Source organism: Wolbachia endosymbiont (group A) of Sympetrum striolatum, from assembly GCF_947250715.1.
GTDB lineage: Bacteria > Pseudomonadota > Alphaproteobacteria > Rickettsiales > Anaplasmataceae > Wolbachia.
This window is the reverse complement of record NZ_OX366342.1, coordinates 1,299,581-1,321,443: the sequence shown is the minus strand read 5'-3', so window position 1 is coordinate 1,321,443 and position 21,863 is coordinate 1,299,581. Positions and strand designations below refer to the sequence as shown.

At 35.2% G+C, this 21,863-nt stretch carries 19 protein-coding genes, 1 tRNA gene and 1 rRNA gene; 3 read left to right on the top strand and 18 right to left on the bottom strand.

Translation table 11 applies throughout. The features are described from left to right. Positions 1-36 precede the first annotated feature (36 nt). The 16 genes from OOK87_RS06440 to OOK87_RS06365 form a co-directional block, all read right to left on the bottom strand. Positions 37-1,104, bottom strand: a complete 1,068-nt coding sequence (locus tag OOK87_RS06440; RefSeq protein ID WP_264688383.1) for a quinone-dependent dihydroorotate dehydrogenase — start codon at positions 1,102-1,104, stop codon at positions 37-39. Positions 1,105-1,242: 138 nt separating this feature from the next. Continuing rightward, a tRNA-Cys gene (locus tag OOK87_RS06435) sits at positions 1,243-1,314 on the bottom strand. Positions 1,315-1,319: 5 nt separating this feature from the next. Next, the gene (locus OOK87_RS06430; RefSeq protein WP_253309992.1) at positions 1,320-2,216 is read right to left on the bottom strand and encodes a class I fructose-bisphosphate aldolase; all 897 of its coding nucleotides are present in this window, start codon (positions 2,214-2,216) and stop codon (positions 1,320-1,322) included. Positions 2,217-2,280: 64 nt separating this feature from the next. Next, complete coding sequence (locus OOK87_RS06425; protein ID WP_253309847.1) at positions 2,281-4,587, bottom strand: AAA family ATPase; 2,307 nt, start codon at positions 4,585-4,587, stop codon at positions 2,281-2,283. Positions 4,588-4,791: 204 nt separating this feature from the next. Then, positions 4,792-6,018 carry a DEAD/DEAH box helicase gene (locus OOK87_RS06420; protein WP_253309848.1) on the bottom strand — a complete coding sequence of 409 codons (1,227 nt, stop codon included), beginning with the start codon at positions 6,016-6,018 and terminating at the stop codon, positions 4,792-4,794. A gap of 35 nt (positions 6,019-6,053) precedes the next feature. Next, positions 6,054-6,305, bottom strand: coding sequence for a cold-shock protein (locus tag OOK87_RS06415; protein ID WP_064124857.1), 252 nt, complete (start codon positions 6,303-6,305; stop codon positions 6,054-6,056). Between the two features lie 174 nt (positions 6,306-6,479). After that, the gene (locus OOK87_RS06410; RefSeq protein WP_253309849.1) at positions 6,480-7,814 is read right to left on the bottom strand and encodes a TldD/PmbA family protein; all 1,335 of its coding nucleotides are present in this window, start codon (positions 7,812-7,814) and stop codon (positions 6,480-6,482) included. Between the two features lie 18 nt (positions 7,815-7,832). Continuing rightward, entirely contained in the window at positions 7,833-8,705 is an 873-nt protein-coding gene (gene atpG, locus OOK87_RS06405) for an ATP synthase F1 subunit gamma (protein WP_264688382.1), read from the bottom strand. Positions 8,706-8,914: 209 nt separating this feature from the next. After that, entirely contained in the window at positions 8,915-10,135 is a 1,221-nt protein-coding gene (locus OOK87_RS06400) for a heme biosynthesis protein HemY (protein WP_264688381.1), read from the bottom strand. After that, entirely contained in the window at positions 10,132-10,863 is a 732-nt protein-coding gene (locus tag OOK87_RS06395) for a hypothetical protein (protein WP_253309852.1), read from the bottom strand. The genes OOK87_RS06400 and OOK87_RS06395 overlap by 4 nt, the downstream gene beginning before the upstream one ends. Continuing rightward, positions 10,856-12,085, bottom strand: a complete 1,230-nt coding sequence (locus tag OOK87_RS06390) for a lipoprotein-releasing ABC transporter permease subunit (protein WP_264688380.1) — start codon at positions 12,083-12,085, stop codon at positions 10,856-10,858. Before OOK87_RS06390 ends, OOK87_RS06395 begins: the two co-directional genes overlap by 8 nt. Before the next feature lie 133 nt (positions 12,086-12,218). Next, positions 12,219-13,508: a sugar phosphate nucleotidyltransferase gene (locus OOK87_RS06385; protein ID WP_264688379.1), complete on the bottom strand. Its 1,290-nt coding sequence runs from the start codon at positions 13,506-13,508 to the stop codon at positions 12,219-12,221. Positions 13,509-13,625: 117 nt separating this feature from the next. Continuing rightward, entirely contained in the window at positions 13,626-14,888 is a 1,263-nt protein-coding gene (locus tag OOK87_RS06380) for a hypothetical protein (protein ID WP_264688378.1), read from the bottom strand. 76 nt (positions 14,889-14,964) lie between these two features. Beyond that, positions 14,965-15,321 carry a succinate dehydrogenase, hydrophobic membrane anchor protein gene (gene sdhD, locus OOK87_RS06375; RefSeq protein WP_253309857.1) on the bottom strand — a complete coding sequence of 119 codons (357 nt, stop codon included), beginning with the start codon at positions 15,319-15,321 and terminating at the stop codon, positions 14,965-14,967. Next, positions 15,318-15,695, bottom strand: a complete 378-nt coding sequence (gene sdhC / locus OOK87_RS06370) for a succinate dehydrogenase, cytochrome b556 subunit (RefSeq protein WP_264688377.1) — start codon at positions 15,693-15,695, stop codon at positions 15,318-15,320. The genes sdhD and sdhC overlap by 4 nt, the downstream gene beginning before the upstream one ends. A 100-nt stretch (positions 15,696-15,795) precedes the next feature. Next, positions 15,796-17,299: ribosomal RNA gene (locus tag OOK87_RS06365) — 16S ribosomal RNA — on the bottom strand. Between the two features lie 153 nt (positions 17,300-17,452). Here OOK87_RS06365 and OOK87_RS06360 point away from each other — a divergent pair. Continuing rightward, positions 17,453-18,067, top strand: a complete 615-nt coding sequence (locus tag OOK87_RS06360) for a hypothetical protein (protein ID WP_253309859.1) — start codon at positions 17,453-17,455, stop codon at positions 18,065-18,067. A gap of 535 nt (positions 18,068-18,602) precedes the next feature. On the opposite strand, the gene OOK87_RS06355 is transcribed toward OOK87_RS06360, so the two are convergent. After that, positions 18,603-18,833, bottom strand: coding sequence for a hypothetical protein (locus OOK87_RS06355; RefSeq protein ID WP_264688376.1), 231 nt, complete (start codon positions 18,831-18,833; stop codon positions 18,603-18,605). A gap of 205 nt (positions 18,834-19,038) precedes the next feature. Between OOK87_RS06355 and radA the strand changes: the two genes are divergently transcribed. Beyond that, positions 19,039-20,382: a DNA repair protein RadA gene (gene radA / locus OOK87_RS06350; RefSeq protein ID WP_264688375.1), complete on the top strand. Its 1,344-nt coding sequence runs from the start codon at positions 19,039-19,041 to the stop codon at positions 20,380-20,382. Here the strand turns inward: radA and ftsY are convergent. Further along, a complete protein-coding gene (gene ftsY, locus OOK87_RS06345) occupies positions 20,369-21,280 on the bottom strand; it encodes a signal recognition particle-docking protein FtsY (RefSeq protein ID WP_253309540.1) in 912 nt (303 codons plus the stop codon). The two genes, radA and ftsY, sit on opposite strands and share 14 nt — an antisense overlap. A 190-nt stretch (positions 21,281-21,470) precedes the next feature. Here ftsY and iscU point away from each other — a divergent pair, with 190 nt between their 5' ends. Beyond that, positions 21,471-21,863 carry a Fe-S cluster assembly scaffold IscU gene (iscU, locus tag OOK87_RS06340; RefSeq protein ID WP_114516867.1) on the top strand — a complete coding sequence of 131 codons (393 nt, stop codon included), beginning with the start codon at positions 21,471-21,473 and terminating at the stop codon, positions 21,861-21,863.

Here is a 21,863-nt window from a genome sequence, read left to right as displayed (position 1 = left end):
CTTATTTTATTAAAATAATACCACCAACTTCCAAAATTAATGTATACAACCCACCACCTCACTAATGTTACTAAATCCATCTCTCCTTATTAGTTCTGCAAGTTCTAGATTAATTTTGTTTACAACTTGAGGTCCGTGGTATATGAGAGCAGTGTACAACTGCACCAAAGAGGCTCCTGCCTTTATTTTTTTATATGCATCAGCACCACTTGAGATTCCTCCGCACCCTATCAATAATATTTTGCCCTTAGTAAATTTGTACATATCGCCCAATAACTCGGTTGAAAGTTTGAACAGTGGTTTGCCACTCAATCCGCCACTTTCGTTGTGGTGGGAATGCAGATTATCTCTACTTACCGTAGTGTTGCTTACTGTTAATCCGTCAATCTTATATTCCAACGCAAGCTCAGCGATATTTTCTTTCGTTTGCTGATCTATATCTGGTGAGATTTTTAATATTATTGGTATGGATTTAGAATTATCAATTGATTTCCGGATGGATTTCAACAATTTCGATAATTCTTGCTTATTGTGCAGATTGCGTAAATTAGGCGTGTTTGGAGACGAGATGTTCAGCACTATATAATTGCTTTTTCCATATACCATCTTTATTAAATCAACATAATCACTAATTTGGTCTTTCGATGCACTATTTTTTCCTATATTTATGCCAAAAATGCAGTCATCAAGCTTGGTTTCATCTATTTGTTTAAGAAAATAGTCTATTCCTTTATTGTTAAATCCCAATCTGTTAATTACCCCTTGATCTTTAATTAACCGAAAAATTCTTGGTTTTTTGTTTCCATATTGTGGATTACGAGTTACAGTACCAGTTTCAATAAACCCAAAACCAAATGAAAGCATAGGCCTTATAACTTCTGCATTCTTGTCAAAACCTGCAGCCAGGCCCACGGGGCTTCTGAGCTTATTACCAAAAAAATTCACACTCAAAGATTCTGGTAGCTCTATAGGATTCTTATAAGGTATTTTCTTTAATGCCATGATTGCCAAAGAGTGAGCAACTTCAGGCGGCAGTAAAAACAATAAATTACGTAATATCATTTTGTAAAACACTTTGCTTATTTTTAGTTTATTTTTTACCATGAAACGCTATAAGAGTATAACCATAACTTGAAAAGAAATTGATTTTACTTATGAATAATGGACAAGCTTTCTCTATAGGTTACACACTTAAAGCTACTGTTGAATTGAGCAACTTTTACAAGATATAGAAAATGAAAGAGGCCGGGACCGGAATTGAACCGGTATAAAAGGATTTGCAGTCCTCCGCATAAGCCATTCTGCCACCCAGCCGTTTTTTATGTGTAGATATCCATTATATCTTTTAGCATAGATAAAGCTTCCTCCCTTTTGCGTTGAAAAGTGTTACGTCCAATGATTGAACCATTACCACCTCCCTGCTTAATTTCTTTCGCTTCATTGCATATGTCATCTACTTCCTTCGATTCGCCACCAGAAAAAACTACTATTCTTTTCCCTGCAAAGCAAGATTTTTTAATATATTCAATTCTTTTAGATAATGATTCAATATTTTCTGTTTCTATCTTTTCTTTTTCCAAATATCTAGTTGGAAGCTTTACTTTGATTATATTAGCGCCAAGTAAAGCTGCTATGTGCGCAGCATAGGCAATAACATCAACTGCTGTTTCACCTTCTTTGGAAATTCCTTCACCACGTGGATAAGACCATAGCACTACTGCAAGCCCATAAGATTTGGCTTCAGCTACGATTTCACGGGCTTCTTCCATCATATCAAAACACTTAGCAGAACCAGGATATATAGTAAATCCAACAGCCAAGCAGCCCAAACGCAGTGCATCTTTCACAGAAGAGGTTATTGCTTGATCAGAAGTCAGATTTTTTGAATGTAAGGAGTTGGAACTATTAAGTTTCAAAATAAGTGGGAGCATTCCAGCATAAGTTGAAGCACCAGCTTCAATCATACCAAGTGGAGCAGCATATGCACTTACTCCCGAATCAACTGCAAGCTGAAAATGATAATGTGGGTCATAAGCATCAGGGTTAACTTCAAAGCTTTTTATTGGCCCGTGCTCAAATCCTTGATCTACTGGCAGAATCACTAACTTGCCAGTACCGCCAAGCTTTCCATGCATGAGAATACGAGTAAGATTTGCTTTTACCCCGGGGTTTTCACTTTCGTAGTAGCTTAGGACTTGTTTTACTTTATCACTTATCACTATAATTCAAATTAAATTTAAGTTATAAATTGTAACAAAGATGAAGTTCAATACAAGGATTTTAAACTATATTAAAAGCAATTTTATTTTCTACTTTATTCATATAGATTCTTAATTTCTTTCCTTTTATTAATTTGCGATTCAGTATTTCTTCCGCTAAGTAACTTTTTATCTCTTTTTCAATAAGTCTCTCTATCGGACGTGCTCCCATTTCCTTACTATAACCCATTTGTACAAGATAAGATTTCACTTCATCCTCTACCAAGCAGTTTATGCCTTTTTGCGTCAGTTGCTTTTTCAGTTCTAGGACAAATTTATCCACAATATGCAAAATCACATCCGTACTTAAGTCAGAAAAAGAAATAATCGCATCAAGACGATTACGAAATTCAGGGCTAAAAACCTGTTCTATTGCTTTTTCGCTATCACCAATGTTAAAATTTTTATGCCCAAAGCCAACAAAACTTTTGCTGCGTTCAACTGCTCCTGCATTAGTTGTCATAATTAAAATTATATTGGAAAAGTTAACTTTACGTCCGTAAGTGTCTGTAACACAACCATAATCCATAATTTGTAGCAATATATTATAGATATCGCTATGGGCCTTTTCAATTTCATCAAGCAGCACAACACTATATTGATTGTTAGATACAGACTCTGTGAGTAATCCACCCTGATCATAACCTACATATCCAGGAGGAGAACCAATCATCCTTGATATCGTATGAGATTCAATATATTCGGACATATCAAAGCGTATAAGATTCATGCCCATGCTTTCTGCTAATTGTTTTGCTAGCTCGGTTTTACCAACACCGGTTGGCCCTGCAAAAAGATAATTTGCTAAAGGCTTATTGTAATTTCTCAACCCAGATTTAGCAATTTTAATAGAATTAACAAGAGATTCTATTGCCTGCTCTTGGCCAAAAATCACCTTTTCTAGATTAGCTTTTAAAGACTTTACTTTCTGCAAATCATCAGATTCAGATCCGCAAGGCACATTTGTAATTCTAGTAATGGTATTCTTAATATCTCTACTATTTACAATTTTACCCCTGTTTCTTAGCAATTTACAATATGCCCCTGCCTCATCAATAACATCAACCGCTTTATCAGGTAATATTCGCCCAGTAATATACTTATGCGAAAGTTCAGCAGCAGACCTAATGGCATTCTTTGTATAATATACTCCATGATACCCTTCATAGTAGTGCTTTATACCATCTAGTATCTTTATCGTTTCATTAACAGAAGATTCTTTAACATTAATTTTTTGAAACCTTCTCGCTAGTGCTTTATCTTTTTCAAAACTAGTGCTGTATTCTCTATATGTAGTTGCACCTATACAACGCAGTGTACCTCTTGCAAGCGCAGGTTTGAGTAGGTTACCTGCATCAAGAAAGCTACCACTTGTAGAACCTGCTCCAATGATAGTGTGTATTTCGTCAATAAAAAGGATAGCACCTGGTTTTGCCTCAATCGCTTTTATTATAGATTTTATTCTCTCTTCAAAATCACCTCTGTAGCGTGTCCCTGCAAGGAGTGATCCTAAATCCAAAGCATAAATTATACTGGACCTGAGCGCACTCGGAACACTGCCTTCAATGATCTTGAGTACCAAACCCTCAACTATTGTTGTTTTGCCAACACCTGGGTCTCCAACATATAAAGGGTTGTTTTTTCTACGCCTCAATAATATTTCTATAGTGCGATTTAATTCATAATCACGACCAATAACATAATCTATTTTTTTGCTTCTTGCATAGTCATTTAAATTTTTACAATAACTTTGTAGAACTTCCTCATCTTTTAGTAGCTCACCTTTATTTACTGTAGTAGGAGCGTCATTATTTTTATCAAGTTTTACTTTATGATTGGTGGTGTATTCATCTATATCGCTCAAGTATTTCATATTAGATATATGGTAAATCAAATTGGAATCTTTCACACTTTGTTTCTGCAATAGATCTTCAACGTATAAATCTTGCCCAGACAAAATTTCTACTAGAACACTTGCTCCATTTATTTCTTTTTTTCCCAAGCTATGAGCCCGTATTATTGCTCTGTGTATTATGCATTGAAACATTGAGCTAGGTTTAACTCCACTGATAATCAATTCAGAACTGCTTTGTAAAAACCCTTTTATATTATTATTATAATCATTAGCCTTAATATTGCATCTTGATAGAATGTTATCCATATTGATGATTTCATCGGCTCTGATATTACATCTTGATAAAACGTAATTTACATCCACGTCTTTAGTTAACGCCAGCAATAAATGTTCTACTTTCGCATATTTTAGATTAAAATTAGAAGCAATGAGTAGCGCTCTATTCAAACTTGCCTCTAAGTTTTTGGAAATCATCTCCTATTCTCTTTAAAAGTGGGAACTCATATATAATGAATAGCACACAATTATTAAAAAAATTGAAATCCAGCAGTTCGCTGTAGCCAATTTGAATCCCCACTCTGGATCTACGTCATAGCACCGCGATATCTCAACATAGATTCCGCTAATGAGTAGCGGAATGACGAGTTTTACGCTTATCAAGTTGTAGGTAAATCCTATTTAATATGCTTTTTCTAGTACTCTGCTTTTCTTCTTAAATGCATTGATCTTTTTTCTACCGTATTTAGTCTTTAACGTACTTGGCCTTTTAAAGACCTTTTTGCTATTACGTTTTTTAAATTGCACACTACAATCAAAATTTGGCTCTCCTTCTTTGTCTGCCAATGCAGGCAGTCTTCTCTTATCTTGAGGTGTAACAAAAGATAGCGCATGCCCTTCAGCTCCAGCACGTGCAGTTCTGCCTATACGATGAATATAGTCAGCTTGCGATTGTGGTGCATCATAATTGATAACATGTTGAATGTGGGGAATATCAAGGCCGCGAGAAGCAACATCTGTTGCAACCATGATTTGATTGCGGCCACGACGAAAAGAATTAATGACCCTTTCGCGCTTGTGCTGCCTTAAATCACCATGAATTGCTAAAGCGCTATAGTCATCTTTGTGCAATCTGCTAGCTAGCTGATCCGCTCCTTGCTTTGTTTTGACAAAGATAATGATTGATCCTTCGCGCTGACATAGTTGTGTAACAAGCTTTTCATATTTTTCTGATTCTGATGCATAAACAATCTCTTGCTTAATTTTTACAGAAGTTGTAGTCTCACAATCAACAGAAATACGTTCTGGTCGATTAAGGTACTTCTCAGTAAGTTTAACTATATCACTAGGAAGAGTTGCAGAAAACATAAGAGTCTGCCGTATTTTTGGCAGATATTTCATGATCCCTTCAATTTGAATTCCAAAGCCCATATCAAACATACGATCCGTTTCATCAAGCACAAGAACGCTAACATTGCGAGTAATCAAAGTTTTACGCTCAATATGGTCTATAATACGACCAGGAGTACCTATTACAATTTGTGGTTTTTTCTGAAGCTGATTTAGCTGCCTAAAAATAGGCTCACCACCAATCAATAAAGCGACCCTTAGTGCAGAATTTTGAAATAAGAGTTTTCTTATCTCATTTGTTACCTGATGCGCAAGCTCCCTGGTTGGCACGATGACTAAAGCTGAACCAGTGTTAGGCTCATTCAGCAACTTAGCAACCAACGGAATAGCAAATGCCAAAGTTTTTCCAGTTCCCGTTTGAGCAGACCCAAGAATATCTTTACCTTGTAGCGCTAAGGGAATCGCTTGTATTTGAATCGGAGTTGGGACGAAAAGATTATTTTTATCTAGAGCTTGTGTAAGCGAAGCTGGGAGACCCATCTCATAAAAATTATTCACAATACGTTAACCCTATTAAAAGACTTCATAATAGATTAATCTTCCAATCTTAAATTTATTGCAGATTTTTTATCTTCTCCGTTTCTACCACGCTCCTCTTTAACCTCATAACTCACCCTTTCTCCTTTTATCCCCTTCTCTTTATTCTCTCCTTTAAGTGTCTCAGGCCTTATTCCTGAACGTTCCAACGTGCTAATATGTACAAAAACGTCACCCCCTTTACCTTCTGGCTTGATGAAACCATAGCCTTTTTCGGCATTAAACCATTTTACATTACCAAATTCCATTTAAACAACTCCTAAATTATTAATTAACATTACTAATGTGATGAAAAACTTTGAAATTACGATTGAGAATGCTTTAAGCTTAGCTATTGAAACTAAACCTTTATACTCCATAGTCTATTCTTAACATTACATGACAATAATACACAATTGTTGTACTTAATGCAAATAAATTTTTTAATCGTTAAGCGAACCTGCAACCGTCATTTCGCTAACTTTAATCGTTGGTGAATTAAATTGCCCACAAAAAGTTAGATCATCTGCAACGACTAAATTGCTAAACATATCCTTTAAATTGCTAGCAATGGTAATCTCATGTATTGGATACGTTATTTTTCCATTTTCTATAAAAAATCCGGAAGCGCCTTGGCTGTAATCGCCATTGATTAAATTAACACCAAAACCAAATAAATCAGTTACATATATTCCCTCTTTCACTTCCTGAATTAATTCTTCAAACGATACATTACCATTCTCAATGTAGAGGTTACTAGCTGCAGGAATAACTGCAGCATTACTTGCACGAGTTGCACTTCCGGTTGTTTCTGAGTCTAATTTTCTAGCCGAGTATAAGTCTAAAATCCAATTTTGTAATATTCCGTTTTTTACAAATATATTTTTCTTGCTAGTTATCCCTTCTCCATCAAATGGTCTCGATGCTATGCCTCTTGGCAACAATGGATCATCGACAATATTAATTCTATCGTTGAAAATCTGAGCGTTTAAACTACCCCTCAAGAAAGAACTGTTGCTTATAATACTGCTCCCATTTATAGCAGAAGCAAAACTTTTTACTAGCCCTTTTGCTGCTCTTTTTTCAAAAATAACTGGAAATTTACCAGTTTTAATTGTACGTGAATTCAATTGATCAACTGCTCTTTTTGCTGCTTCTTTTCCCATTAACTCTGGCAACTTTAAATCACTAAAATTACATGCTATATCATAATCGTAACCAACCTTCATTTCACTTTCTCTTCCAGCAACAACAGAGACCTGATTAGCAAAGGTTGATTTACTAAACGAGCCAATAAAACCAGAAACAGTCGATAATACTGTATTCACTAAAGCGTATGAAGAAGAGGCTCCTTCAGAATTAGTGATACTCTTATGTGCAAGGGCTGAATTTTCTGCAGCTTCAGCAATTTCTTTTAGGTTATCAACGGTTACAACATTATTATCTGAGATACTTAAATCTGCAGAAGAGATATAATTACTACCATTTACAGCAAAATTAATGCAAGGATCTTCTGGCGCATTCTTTGCCATTTCTACCACTTGGCTTACCGTATCACTAAGATTATTCAAATCGTTTGTAGAAATATACGCAGCTTTGTTTTTACCTGCTATAGCTCTGATTCCTACAGTGCAATTTTTAGATTGTGATATTTGCTCAATTTTTGATAGACGCTGAGAAACTGAAGTCTTATTAGTTTCATATATTGTAACTTCCGCATCTTGATTCTGCTTTTTTATTAATTTAGTGATATCTGCTGCAATATTTAATATATTCATTTTCTATTCCTTAGATTTTTATAAAGACTCTGCACCACCTATAACTTCAATTAAATCAGTTGTAATTGCTGCTTGACGAGAACGATTATAAAGCAATGCTAGTTTGTTCAGCATCTCTTTAGTGTTTCTGTTTGCTGATTCCATAGCAACCATTCTAGCACTATTCTCACTTGTTGCACTTTCAAGTAAAGCAGAGTAAAGAGCAATTACAACGTAATCCTGAATCAAAGATTTTAAAATAAATTCAATATTTTGTGGTTCATACTCATAGCCGTAATCTGTTGTTGGACCAGCCAGAGAGTTATCAATCAAGGATGAGTCTTTACTCCATGGTTTTATTGTTTCCAACATTGGTTTTTGCGTGAAGGTATTATAGAATTTACTATAAAAAACTTTAACTTTATCGTATTTACTTAGATCTATACCACCAACCAAAGCTTCTACGTGCTTTAACGTGATCCCCTTACTATTTTCAATTTTTAAGATACTTTTAGAGTCAAACCTATTTTTACCTACATCAAAAGCTTTTTTACCAAGAAATACAATATCTACTTTTTTGCCATTTGCGATTGACTTATTTACACGCTCTTGACTAAATTTGACAATAGAAGAGTTAAAGTTGCCGCACAAGCCACGATCAGACGCAACAATGAATACTAGGTAAGAACCGTCATTACTGATATTTAGAATTTTTGCCAGTAATTTTTGATCAACTGATAGCATTAATGAAGAAATAATGCTATGCAGCTTAGATATATATAATTTTGAATTTGATAATTTCTTTTGGCTTTGTAATAACTTTGCTGCAGAAACCATTTGCATTATTTTCGTGGTTTTCTGTACAGACCTAATATTCTTAATTCTTAAGGATAATTCCTTTAAGCTCTTCATTTTGTATACAACCCTGATTTATTAAAATATATAATTGTTAGTGTCTAAAAGCAAGTTTTTTTGACATTAGAACCAAGTCTAACTAAAAAACTTGCAGGTTTATTATTTTGAAATAAGGGTTATATTAAGAGATCTACTCCAAAAATTGTTCAATAGAGGTCTTTGATGGTAATTTCCCATATATTATTATCATCACACTTTGTGGAACCTTATAATATATAATAAACGCAATTAAAACTATTGCAATTTGAACATTTATGATCCCATTGCTTTAGTTCTCTGTTACAATTTTTACACTTCCAGCCCGGATCAGGCAAAGCTTCTGAGCCCATCTTGTTTAGCCAATAAATTACCTTGTCGTGTTCTTGCAATGTAACCTTAAGTTGTATTACAATAAAGTAGATTGACATGTAATTAGCCTTTTTCATAGCAGTGTCTAAATATTGACTTGCAAGATCATATTTACCTGAACTCATTGAGGACAAAGCAAGTAAACAGTAACTAAAATAATAATCAGGGCGTAAGTTGTATAGTCTTTCAGCACCTTTACTATTTAAATTGATGTACATTTTAGCTGACTGAGGAGTAGGATTTACTGCATATTCTGCCTCTAGCACTGCAGAAGCTTTTCTGATTTTTCCAAGTTTAATATATAATTCTGCCTTTAAATAATTAATGGGCCGAAAAGTTGCATAATAACTTTGTGCTCTGAGTAAAGACTTTATAGCCCCTTTAAAATCCCCTTTACTTTCATATTGTTTTGCCAAAGCACAATAAAAAACTGCAAACATTTCTTTATGGTCAAAGGGAAGAAAAATATTGAACTTAACTGCTTCCCTCAACTTCAAAATTGCATTAATCCAATCTTCTTTCAATATGCAATGCTCTATTTGAAATGGAATAGATAGCATTTTATCATTAATTGAACTAGAGCAATATTCTATAAATTTTTGAAAGACTACTTTTTCTTGTTTGAGGTGAACAATCAGCTTATTGGCCAGAAGTAGAGCTAAGTTACGATTTTTATTTGCAACGTTTGTTAAACCGTTACTGAAAAAGCTGTAATTTCCCGTCTTACCTGAGTTAAAGAGCTTTATTAAAGATAACTTATCACTCTTCTCATTTAGACTTTTAACTAGCTTTTCAGCATTCTCTATATTGTCTAAGTCTATGCTAAAAAAAGCTTCAAAGAGAAGCAATTCTTCCCTATCCCTTCTTCTATTTCTTATGTCGGCAAATGTTGATAAAATGGAGGAAAAAAAGCGTACAAGTGTAATTAATAAAAATAATAAAACTACACAAGTAAAAATAATGAAATATAGATCAATACTTATAGTGTAATTGCCTAATTCCAATTTTATTACTTCACCACTTACCTTGACCCATATGCCAAATAAAAACGAAAGAGCGAAAATTATAAAATAAATCATGAGATATATTGTAATAAGTGATGATATATTGTTGAAATATTCTTAGAAGCTACAATAAAACCATTCAATTTATTCAGCCATGGCTTGAATTCTGAATGCGTTAAATTGCTTACTGTAACAGTTATATTTTGCCAATCATTATCGTTTATTGACTCCTCAATTTCTGCGAATTTTGCCCTTAATGGGTCATTTTTATCTTGTATTCTAATCCAGTTTGAAATGATTTTTTTAGACAATGTACTTTTATTGTAGTTAATAACAGCAATGGTCTTCTCAAAAGATAACTTCAACTCACGTAAAGTATCTACCTCTTTCAAACTTTCCAATTCATTTACTGCATTTTCTATCTCTGGATCATCAAGCTCTGATATCAAAGGCTTTATTGAATTTATATGATTATCAAATTTTGCTTCTCGCAATAACGAATTCTTCATTTTAACTACAAGTAGCAGCAATCTTGCGAGGTTCTTATACCTTGAGCTACCATCACCTTGCTCACATTGAGTGTGCAGACCTCTCTTTAAGTCAAATATCTTTTTTTCTACCCTGGATTGATTAACTTCAAGTGACATTCTGAATTCATCTATTTTTTCTGTTAAAACATTTATATTGTCTTCGCTTTCTTGCTGACTTATTTTAAAAAAGATTATGTTATTTATTGTGATGTAACCGGTAAATAACAATACAATTAAGAACCAACCTATGTACTTTTGCTGAGTATCATTCATAACGTAGTATCTCCGCAGGATCTTGTTCAGCTGCCTGCAATGCAGGAGCAATTGTCGCTAAAAATGATAAGAGTAACGCAAGTGCAGAAATACTTACTACATCTTGGGGGACTAATATCACCGGTAAACTTGAAAAAAAGTATATCATAGGATCAAACAGCTTGACGTTAGTAATGTTTTCTAAAAACACTCTAATACTTTCGATATTGAGAGAAAAAACGACACCTATAATACAGCCAAGACAAGTTCCCGTAAAACCGATTAATAGACCACAAGCGCAAAATATGCGCATAATGCTTCCACTTGTTGCACCAAATGTACGCATAATTGCAATCGCGGATTTCTTTTCTTGCACTATCATCATTAAATTTGAGATAATATTAAACGCTGCTACAACTATAATCAAAGTAAGAATTAAAAACATCACATTTCTTTCAGTTTTTAAAGCACTAAAATAATGGCTTTGCTGTGATTGCCAACTTTCAGCTTTCATTCCTATTTCTTTTTCTATAGCATCTGCAAGCTTACCAGCTCTAGTAACGTCGTCTACAAGTACTTCTATATTTTTTATGCTATTTTCATAATTAAAAAAGGCTTGTGCTGATTTTAGAGGCATATATATCAAGGTATTATCATACTCAAACATACCCATATCAAATATTGCTATAACTTTATATTTTTTCATTCGCGGCATTTCACCAAGTAATGCATCAAATTCTTCAGATGATATAAACGTAATTTTGTCGCCATAGTCAACGTTCAAAGCTTCTGCCAATCGTGCTCCTATTATTATCCCTTCATCAAATTTTTTTACATCACCTATAATTACATTATTTGTAATGGTAGTACTATCAAGCAAATCTTTAGTTGACACACCTCGCACTACGCTACCTGCAATTTTACCATTTGCTACAATAATAACTTGATCATTGGTCATAGGAGTAGCTTTTAATATACCAGGAATTTTCTCAATCGATTTCGAAACTGTGCAGTAATCTGAATTTATGTTCCTATCAAAATAAACATTAATATGGCCATCAATGCCAAGTATTGAGTCAAGCAACTTTGCTCTGAATCCGTTCATCACAGACATCACCACTATTAGTGTTGCAACTCCAAGGGCAATGCCGATAATAGAGAACAAAGTCGTTATAGAGCAAAATCTGGCATTTTTCGCTCGCAAATAGCAAGCAGCCATAGTAATTTCAAAGGCAATGGACATTACAAAATATTTTGAGGTTAAACATTATATTCTTGAAACTTCGTATAATTGTAGACTTTTCTTTATTTGAAAACTAGATATTTTTACTCCTTTAAATTTAGCAGACTTATAGAGTATCTTTAACATTAGAATTTCAAAATCTTCCATATACATCATCCAACCTCACTATATCATTATCAGATAAATGCTCTCCTATCTGAAATTCAACTATTTCAAGTGGAGAGCTTGTGCTTCTATTTTCAATCCTATGGGAAACTTCCCTTGGGATTTCTATCATATGGTCTTTTACTATAGCATATTCTTTGTCGCCTAAACTAACATACCCAACTCCCGATAGTACTATATGGTATTCATCTCTATAGTGATGGAATTGCTTAGAAGTGCAGCTTAATGGATTTATAAAAAGATATTTTATAAGAAAATTTTCGCCTATTAAAATTATACTACAAAATCCCCATGGCTTGATTTCTCTTCTTATCGCTTTTGCTTTCTTAACCTTATTAATAAACGATATTAGGCTTTTGTTTGGTTGCTTATAAGCTCCACCCAATAAATTTTTATTACTTTCTGTCGTTGAAACTGGCTCTCTTTTTTTTGTTACATGTCGGAATGACGACGTAAACTTCTCACTCAATTCTAAAACTGAATTCCAAGTTCCAACATCCAGCCAATCGAAATTAGCTTCTATCATTGCAACGTTTTTTGCTTTTTCCATTACCAAGTAATCAATAGAGACGCCTTCAATTCCTGCAAAATCTCGTTGTTTTAAATACAGAAATCTCTCTTGCGGTGTGAAATGTTTCACACTTGCAAAACATAAATTATAAAGAGTCGGGGCAGATTTTTTGATCTCATCTATATAGCGTTTTGCTTTGAACACAAATATTCCAGAATTCCAATAATAATCATTACTTAATACATGCTCAGGTTTCTCTATGAAATACTTTACTATATGATACTTTTCCTTATGATCATAAACTGCATTTATATAGCCGTATTCAGAATTGAATTCATGAGGCTTAACTCCAAACGTAACTATAGAGTTAGTTTCAGAAGCTAGCTGAGATGCTTTGTGAGCAGAAGCATAAAAATTATTCAAATCACCTATAAAATGGTCTGAAGGCAGAATTAACATTATCTCGTTTTCATTGCAGAGAAGCGCAGCAATTAATATCGCTGCTGCTGTTCCAATTTTCACTGGTTCGAAAATCACTTTATATTCTCGCAGCGCATGCAACTCCTTCTTCACTAACGACTCGTACTGTATATTTGTGGCAATTATGGGTGGCATATAACCACTTTTTAGCCTCAATAAAGTGTTCTGAAACATAGTGTTATGGCTAAATATTTTTTGAAATTGCTTTGGCTTCGATAAAGGCCAAAGTCTGCTGCCACTACCACCACATAGTATTACAGGGCGCATATAGTTAAGAAAATTAATTAAATAATTAACATCTTATGCTAATAGTAAAATGCATGCAAGTTTTTGTTGTGGAATAGTTAATAAAGAAAGTAAATGTTAATTTAAAGTAGTGGCCGGTTAGCGAGGAGGTAATTGAAATTTTTCGTCTTGCAATGAACTCCGTCTGCTTAGTACTTCATTAACATGAGGAGTATCACTCACTTTTTCAACATCTGCTTTTTTAGACGCAGCTATTTTCTCATTACTTTTGTTTTGCAACTTCTCCTTCTTTAAGCTTTTTCCAATATCTGGTTCTCTAGATTTATCTATACTTTCACTACTTTTATTTGACGGCTTCTCTAAGTCTTTTTCAATACCTGGCCTTCTAGCATTAAGCTCATCCCATGTGCCCACTATACTAAGTGGCTTATGATCCTTTTGCCCTGGCTTTAGCCTTTCTCCACCTTTAATAACATTAAAGTCACTTTTTGCTTCTTCCCAACATCCTTTCAATTGGTGTTTCCACATAGTGAAGTAAGCATCACCATACTTCTTCTTATCTGCTACAAATAATAAAATTGGAGCCTTAAGTATGGTAGCTCCCATATTCACTAAATTTTTTACTGCCATTGCAGGGGTGAACAAAAGATAGCCACAAGACTTTGCAATTGGGTTTTGTTCGCTTATTAAATACTCCCCTAACTTTATAGGAAGAGAAGTCAACAATTTAGTACAAACTTTAGCCAAGCTTGCAACGAAAATAATAGGAACAGATATAAGACTTTTATCTAGCTCCAAGTTATTATTCTGATCTCTAATTTCTGAAAAATGGGTGCTTAGCTTCTTGTAATCACTAGTGTATAGTAATTTTCCATTTCTTCCTTTTTCATCTCTATCTTTCTCATCAACTTCTCCCGTGTCATCATTGATGAAGCAACCTTTTTTAGCAAGAAAAGAAGAATTAGTTAATCTAAGTAACTTAGTATCAACCTCAAAGACCGGCAAGTGTTTTTCAAGATCTATTTTTGAAAACTTAAATGGCTTATAAAATTTACTATAATCATTAACCTCACGCCTACCTTTACTAACTAAAAAGTCAATAGTAAAGTAAGATTTTTTATCAATTTCCTTAACCAAGGCTAGATCAAATTCGTATTCATTATATATAAGCTGGTACTCTGGATTTCCGTCTTTATTTTTTACAAGCTTGTCATTTTTTTTTACAACTCTCCCAGAATCTACAATCTGATCATAATTTTTTGGATATTGACACTTTCGTCCATCCTCATATATCATTACCTTTCTAAGGTCTTTGACATAAACTTGAGACTCAGATGAACTAAATAGATCCTTCACCTTTAGCGTAAGGTCTATTCCCCACTTTTTCAATGTCTCTAACATATTGCTAAACCAAAATCGCTATAGTTCAATGATAAAACTAGTACACTAATAATATATTAACACAGAATTGGCAATTTTACAAGAAAATATGCCTGTAGAAGACAAAGATTGTAAAAGCGAGGGTTATATAAGTAATGCTTGATAAGTACTTTATGCATGTAATTGTGAAAATCCTTAGAGATACGCTGTGTATATAATCTTCACACACTACCTGCATTCCAAGAACTGCGTGCCAAAAAATGCAAAACAACAATACAACAAAAAATAAAAGCTCTAGAGGGTGATTAATAAATTTTTCACTAAAAGACAAAGAGCTATCAGTATAAAATGCGCAAGAAAATGAATAGATAAACCAAGGAAACAGGAGCAGTAAAATTACTGCAGAAACACGCTGGACCCACCAATGATGTACTGAATTTCCAGATTGACTCATATAAACATAAATAAAAAAGCAATAGTAGAAAGAAGTAGCGTTACTGTCAGCAGTATGGCACTCCTTGAAACGCCAGTAATTTCTAAATTAAGCCCAACATCCCACAATAAATGACGAATACCATTAAGAAAATGATATACAAAACTTACAAAACATAAGACATAAGCTAATTTAGCAACAGGAGTGAATAATAATGCATTTAAGTACCTTACTATAAGTAACTCAGGAAAGTAAACATGTAATATGAAATACCAAGAAAGTATCATTAATAAAAGGAATAGCAAGATACCAGTCAATCTGTGCATAATAGAGAAAAAACTAGTAACTTGTACTTTATATATTTGTAAATGTGGAGAAAGAGGCCTATTACTCATAAAATTTCGTTATTTGGAAATTAAAATAAAGTAGAAGTAAAGACAGCAGTATAGCACATAACAACACCATCATTAAAAATGGTAAGTTATGCGCAAAGCCCAAGGAGGTAATCCAGCTGCAGATTCCCCTACTGCTACCTTGTTACGACTTCACCCCAGTCACCGATCCCACTTTAAATAACTCCCTCCTTGCGGTTAGGTGGTTAGCTTCGAGTGAAACCAATTCCCATGGCGTGACGGGCAGTGTGTACAAGACCCGAGAACGTATTCACCGTGGCATGCTGATCCACGATTACTAGCGATTCCAACTTCATGTACTCGAGTTGCAGAGTACAATCCGAACTGAGATGGCTTTTAAGGGATTAGCTTAGCCTCGCGACTTTGCAGCCCATTGTAGCCACCATTGTAGCACGTGTGTAGCCCACTCCATAAGGGCCATGATGACTTGACATCATCCCCACCTTCCTCCAGTTTATCACTGGCAGTTTCCTTAAAGTCCCCAGCATTACCTGATGGTAACTAAGGATGAGGGTTGCGCTCGTTGCGGGACTTAACCCAACATCTCACGACACGAGCTGACGACAGCCATGCAACACCTGTGTGAAATCCGGCCGAACCGACCCTATCCCTTCGAATAGGTATAATTTCCATGTCAAGGAGTGGTAAGGTTTTTCGCGTTGCATCGAATTAAACCACATGCTCCACCGCTTGTGCGGGTCCCCGTCAATTCCTTTGAGTTTTAATCTTGCGACCGTAGTCCCCAGGCGGAATGTTTAACGCGTTAGCTGTAATACAGAAAGTAAACTTCCCATATTTAACATTCATCGTTTACAGCGTGGACTACCAGGGTATCTAATCCTGTTTGCTCCCCACGCCTTCGCGCCTCAGCGTCAGATTTGAACCAGATAGACGCCTTCGCCACTGGTGTTCCTCCTAATATTTACGAATTTCACCTCTACACTAGGAATTCCTCTATCCTCTTTCAATCTCTAGGTTAGCAGTTTTAAAAGCAGTTCCAAGGTTAAGCCTCGGGATTTCACTTTTAACTTACTAACCAGCCTACGCGCCCTTTACGCCCAATAATTCCGAATAACGCTAGCCCTCTCCGTATTACCGCGGCTGCTGGCACGGAGTTAGCCAGGACTTCTTCTGTGAGTACCGTCATTATCTTCCTCACTAAAAGAGCTTTACAACCCAAAGGCCTTCTTCACTCATGCGGCATGGCTGGATCAGGCTTTCGCCCATTGTCCAATATTCCCCACTGCTGCCTCCCGTAGGAGTCTGGACCGTATCTCAGTTCCAGTGTGGCTGATCATCCTCTCAGATCAGCTATAGATCATTGCCTTGGTAGGCTATTACTCCACCAACTAGCTAATCTAATATAGGCTCATCTAATAGCAATAAATTTTTCCCCCGTAGGGCGTATACGGTATTAGTTGCCGTTTCCAACAATTATTCCGTACTACTAGGTAGATTCCTATATATTACTCACCCGTCTGCCACTAAGTTATACCATAGCAAGCTACAATATAACTCCGTTCGACTTGCATGTGTTAGGCCTGCCGCCAGCGTTCATTCTGAGCCAGGATCAAACTCTCAAATTTAGACTTCAACCTATAAAAGGTTGAGGGTACATCGGATAAATCCGACAAAAAATAATTTAGCTTAATACTGCTGTCTTTATTTCTACTTTAGAAATATTTTAATCTCCAACTATTCAAACAACTTTGAGAACATTATTATGTGATATAATCACTATGTCAATATGTTTTTGCAAATCAAAAGCATTAATGTATAAATATATAACTATTTGGAATATTACCATGAAAAAATACATCTTTCTGCTTGCACTCGCACCAATGTTAGTTGGCATCACATTATACTTATTGCGCAACATTGATAACACAAAACAATCTATAACTGCGGGTGACAAGTTTTACGAAGTATTATTCTTTAAAAAAGATAATAAGCCGCTGCTAGAAGAAATAGATTCAAATTGGGGGTATTTAGCAAATTTTGAACACGCATTCAATCATATCTCAGATTCAATGCCAACAAACACAGCATCTATTTATAATGATTTGGCAGATGATAAAGATGCTCCTAATGTTTTGCGTGAGTTAGCACAATACTTAGAGGTAATGAGCTTACTTCACTCCAACGGTGAAAAAATAAATAAAGATAAAATTGATAATTTAGAATCAAGTGCAGTGTATCCTTATTCAAGCCAAGAAGCTATCGCTGTAGTAAAGATACATAATAACGACATTAAAGGTGCAACTGAAATATTGCGTTCCCTATTAAATGACAGAAAATGCCCTATCCTAATCAAAGCTAATGCACAAGAACTACTCAGGATATATGGAAGTTAACTCATTAGACTTTTTGTATAGTTTTTGGCAACAACCGTTAGAAACGAAAAACTTCCTTGACAAACTCCGCCAGCCCCCTTATCATGATAGTGAAGGTATTCAGTTATCTTCATCTGTGCAGATTAAACAGCAAGAAAACAACGTAGTTGGCGTCTTATTTTTAATTTTTTGCACTATGTGCACCTTATGTCTTCACAACATTTCTGGGTTTTTACCTATATAAGCTGAAACGCGCTTATAAGTCGTTTAAGACAGTATAGTACGCCAATTTGCAGGATTAGAGAGTGACAACTAGCTAACACGGGGTTTCTTTTGCCTTTTTTTCTGCTTAGTAAATTTCTTAAACATTTGCAGCGTAGGTTAGTTGCAATTAAAAGCAGCTAAATTGCAGTGTTTAAGACTTAAAAAACGCCAAATACTGAAAATAGACAATGACTAGGGCTTCTTTTGCCTTTTTTTTCGTTTGGTAAATTTCTTAACGTTTGTAGCTAAAAGAGCCCAAGAGAGGTGTCATCCCGCTGCTTGTTAGCGGGATCTATGTTAAGAGATACCGCGAATGAATCGCGGTATGACGTAGGACTGCTGTCATCCCAGTGCCCAGACACTGGGATCCAGTTTTCCATATAATCTCATCGAAAATGTTGTAACCACTTTCTATGCTAGTTTGCTTGCTTACAAGCAAACTTTTCTGGATCCCAGTGTCGGGGCACTGGGATGACATCATTCTTTTTCCTGGATCCAAGTAGTCTGGGCACTGGGATGACAAAAAAAGGATGCTACTGGAATGACAGGAGAATGGGCTACTTGGATCCTAGAGGGAAGCGTTCGTGCAATTATTGTGCATGAATTTAAATGGCACAACTTATGACAATTATCTTCGCACCAAAACGTTTGTGAGACTCAGTGGTTAGATTTACTTCGCCTATTCAGCTAATTTTTATTACAATTATAACAAAATAATTTTGGCTTTGATGAAAACTGTATATGTATGTCAATCCTGTGGTCATAGCACTGGTAGGTGGGTAGGAAAGTGCATTGCATGTGACAATTGGGATACAGTTGTTGAAGAAATAGCAGTAAAAACGGGCAAAAGAAGTATATCTGCGCCAATTTTAATAAAGGCGTTATCGGGTAGCGAAATTATCACTCCAAGTCGTTTTCTAACAGGAGTAGAAGAATTAGATAGAGTTTTTGGTGGGGGTATCGTTCAAGGTGCTAGCATTCTAATTGGAGGCGAACCTGGTATTGGAAAATCTACCCTTTTGCTTAGAATTGCAGCTAATGTTGTGCAACTTTCCTCTTTTGAATGTCTTTATGTATCTGGCGAGGAATCTTTAGAGCAGGTGAGCCTCAGAGCAAAGCGTCTTAAGATAAATGAACCTAAAATTAAGCTTTTATCTACAGTGTCTTTAACTGATGTAGTAGCAACAATAAAGGAAAATAAAAGCATTAAATTTTTAGTAATTGACTCTATACAAACAATGTATGATAGCAGAATTACATCGGCACCAGGAACTGTAACTCAGGTTCGTACTTGTGCCCATGAATTAACCATTCTTGCAAAACAATATGGTGTTTCTCTTTTAATAGTTGGTCATATAACTAAGGATGGGCAAATAGCTGGACCTAAAACTTTGGAGCATATGGTAGATACGGTATTATATTTTGAAGGTGAAAATAGCAATCAATACCGTATTTTGCGTACTATTAAAAATAGATTTGGCCCTGCAAATGAAATTGGTGTTTTTGAGATGTCTAAAGCAGGACTTGTGCCTGTTGATAATCCATCATCATTGTTTCTGATGGCCCATGACAGAGAAGTAGTTGGCAGCGCCGTATTTGCAGGAATTGAAGGTTCAAGACCAATTTTAATGGAAGTTCAAGCGTTGATAGCAGGGACTAATATGGCAACCCCAAGAAGGGCAGTAGTTGGGTGGGATATTAATCGATTGGCTATGATCATCGCGGTGCTAAATGCTCGCTGTAAAATGTTTTTGCATGATAAAGAGGTATACCTAAACATTGCAGGGGGACTCAAAATACAGGAACCATCGGCTGATCTTGCTGTTGCTGCTTCCCTTATTTCAAGTGTAGTAAATTTACCGCTGCCAACTTCTTCAATAATCTGCGGTGAAGTTGCACTTTCAGGAGAAATTAGGAATATCTCGCATGCTGATCTTAGACTAAAAGAAGCACAAAAGTTAGGATTCAAAAAAGCAATTATGCCTAAAAATGGTAATTACTCTTCTCATGATATTGAGATAATTAAGCTTGGTCACGTAAGGGAATTAAGAGAAGTCTTTAATTACAATTAAATAACGCTTCAGCAAACTCTTTACTAGTAAACTCCTTTAAGTCCTCTATACTTTCACCAATTCCTATAGCATGTAACTTTACCTTATAAGCTTCTGCAAGTCCAATTACTACTCCGCCCTTAGCGGTGCCATCTAGCTTTGTTATGATTAGCCCGGTAACACTAACCATCTTACTAAATGCCTCTAATTGGCTATAAGCATTTTGGCCGGTAGTTGCATCAAGAACTAAAATAACGTCATGAGGGGCAGTGTCATCCAATTTCTTTATCGTTCTATATATTTTTGATAACTCCTCCATAAGGTTCACATTATTTTGTAGCCTGCCTGCTGTGTCAATTAGAACAACATCAACGTTATCTTTTATAGCTTGACTCACAGCTCTATATGCCACACTTGCAGAGTCGCTACCATGCTCTCCAGTAACAATCAAGCAATCAGAACGTTCTGCCCAAATGTTTAATTGTTCACTAGCAGCAGCTCTAAATGTATCACATGCAACAAGCATAACGGACTTTCCCATCTCCTTATATTTATATGCGAGCTTACCTATAGTTGTGGTTTTACCATTACCATTTACTCCACATACCATTATTATATGTGGTTTTTTGTTCAAAATTAACGGTTGCACAACTGGGCTCAATATAGCTTCTATTTCGTTCATTAACTGCTGCGAGATAATATTATACTCAACTTCCTTGTCAAATTTGATGCTTGTGAGCCTGTCAATAATCAACTTGGAAGTTTTATGACCAATATCCATGCTAATTAGCAATTCTTCTAGCTCATCTAAAAGCGACTGATCTAATTTTTTTTTGCCAGAAAAAATACTTTTCACCCCGTCGCTAAAGCGAGAAGAAGTTTTTAACAAGCCTTTATAAAGGTTACCAAATAAACTCAAGAGAATACTCCTTTTAAATTACAAACTTAATTACAATATAGAGAATGACATGCACTACGTGAATTTGTAAAGTAAATATACTCATTTTCGTAATATTTTGTAAGTAAAATATACACAAAACTAGTGTATTTCACTTTAGTTTTTAACCTAAATATGTTATAATGTAGAATAGCGGTTCACAGGTAATTTTATGAGTTATAATGAGAAAATTTTAGATCATTACGAAAATCCAAGGAATGTTGGCTCTCTGGATAAAAATGATCCAAATGTTGGTACTGGTTTAGTTGGTGCACCATCGTGCGGTGATGTAATGAAATTGCAGATAAAGGTCAATGACAAAGGTGTTATTGAAGATGCAAAATTTAAAACTTTTGGTTGTGGTTCTGCCATTGCTTCAAGTTCCTTGTTAACAGAGATGATAAAGGGAAGAACCATCAGTGACGTTACACAGATAAAGAATACTCAAATAGTGGAAGAGTTGTCTTTACCTCCAGTGAAGATACACTGCTCGGTGCTTGCTGAAGATGCTATAAAGGCTGCTATTCATGATTATCAAAGCAAACAAAGTAAAGGTGGACATTGA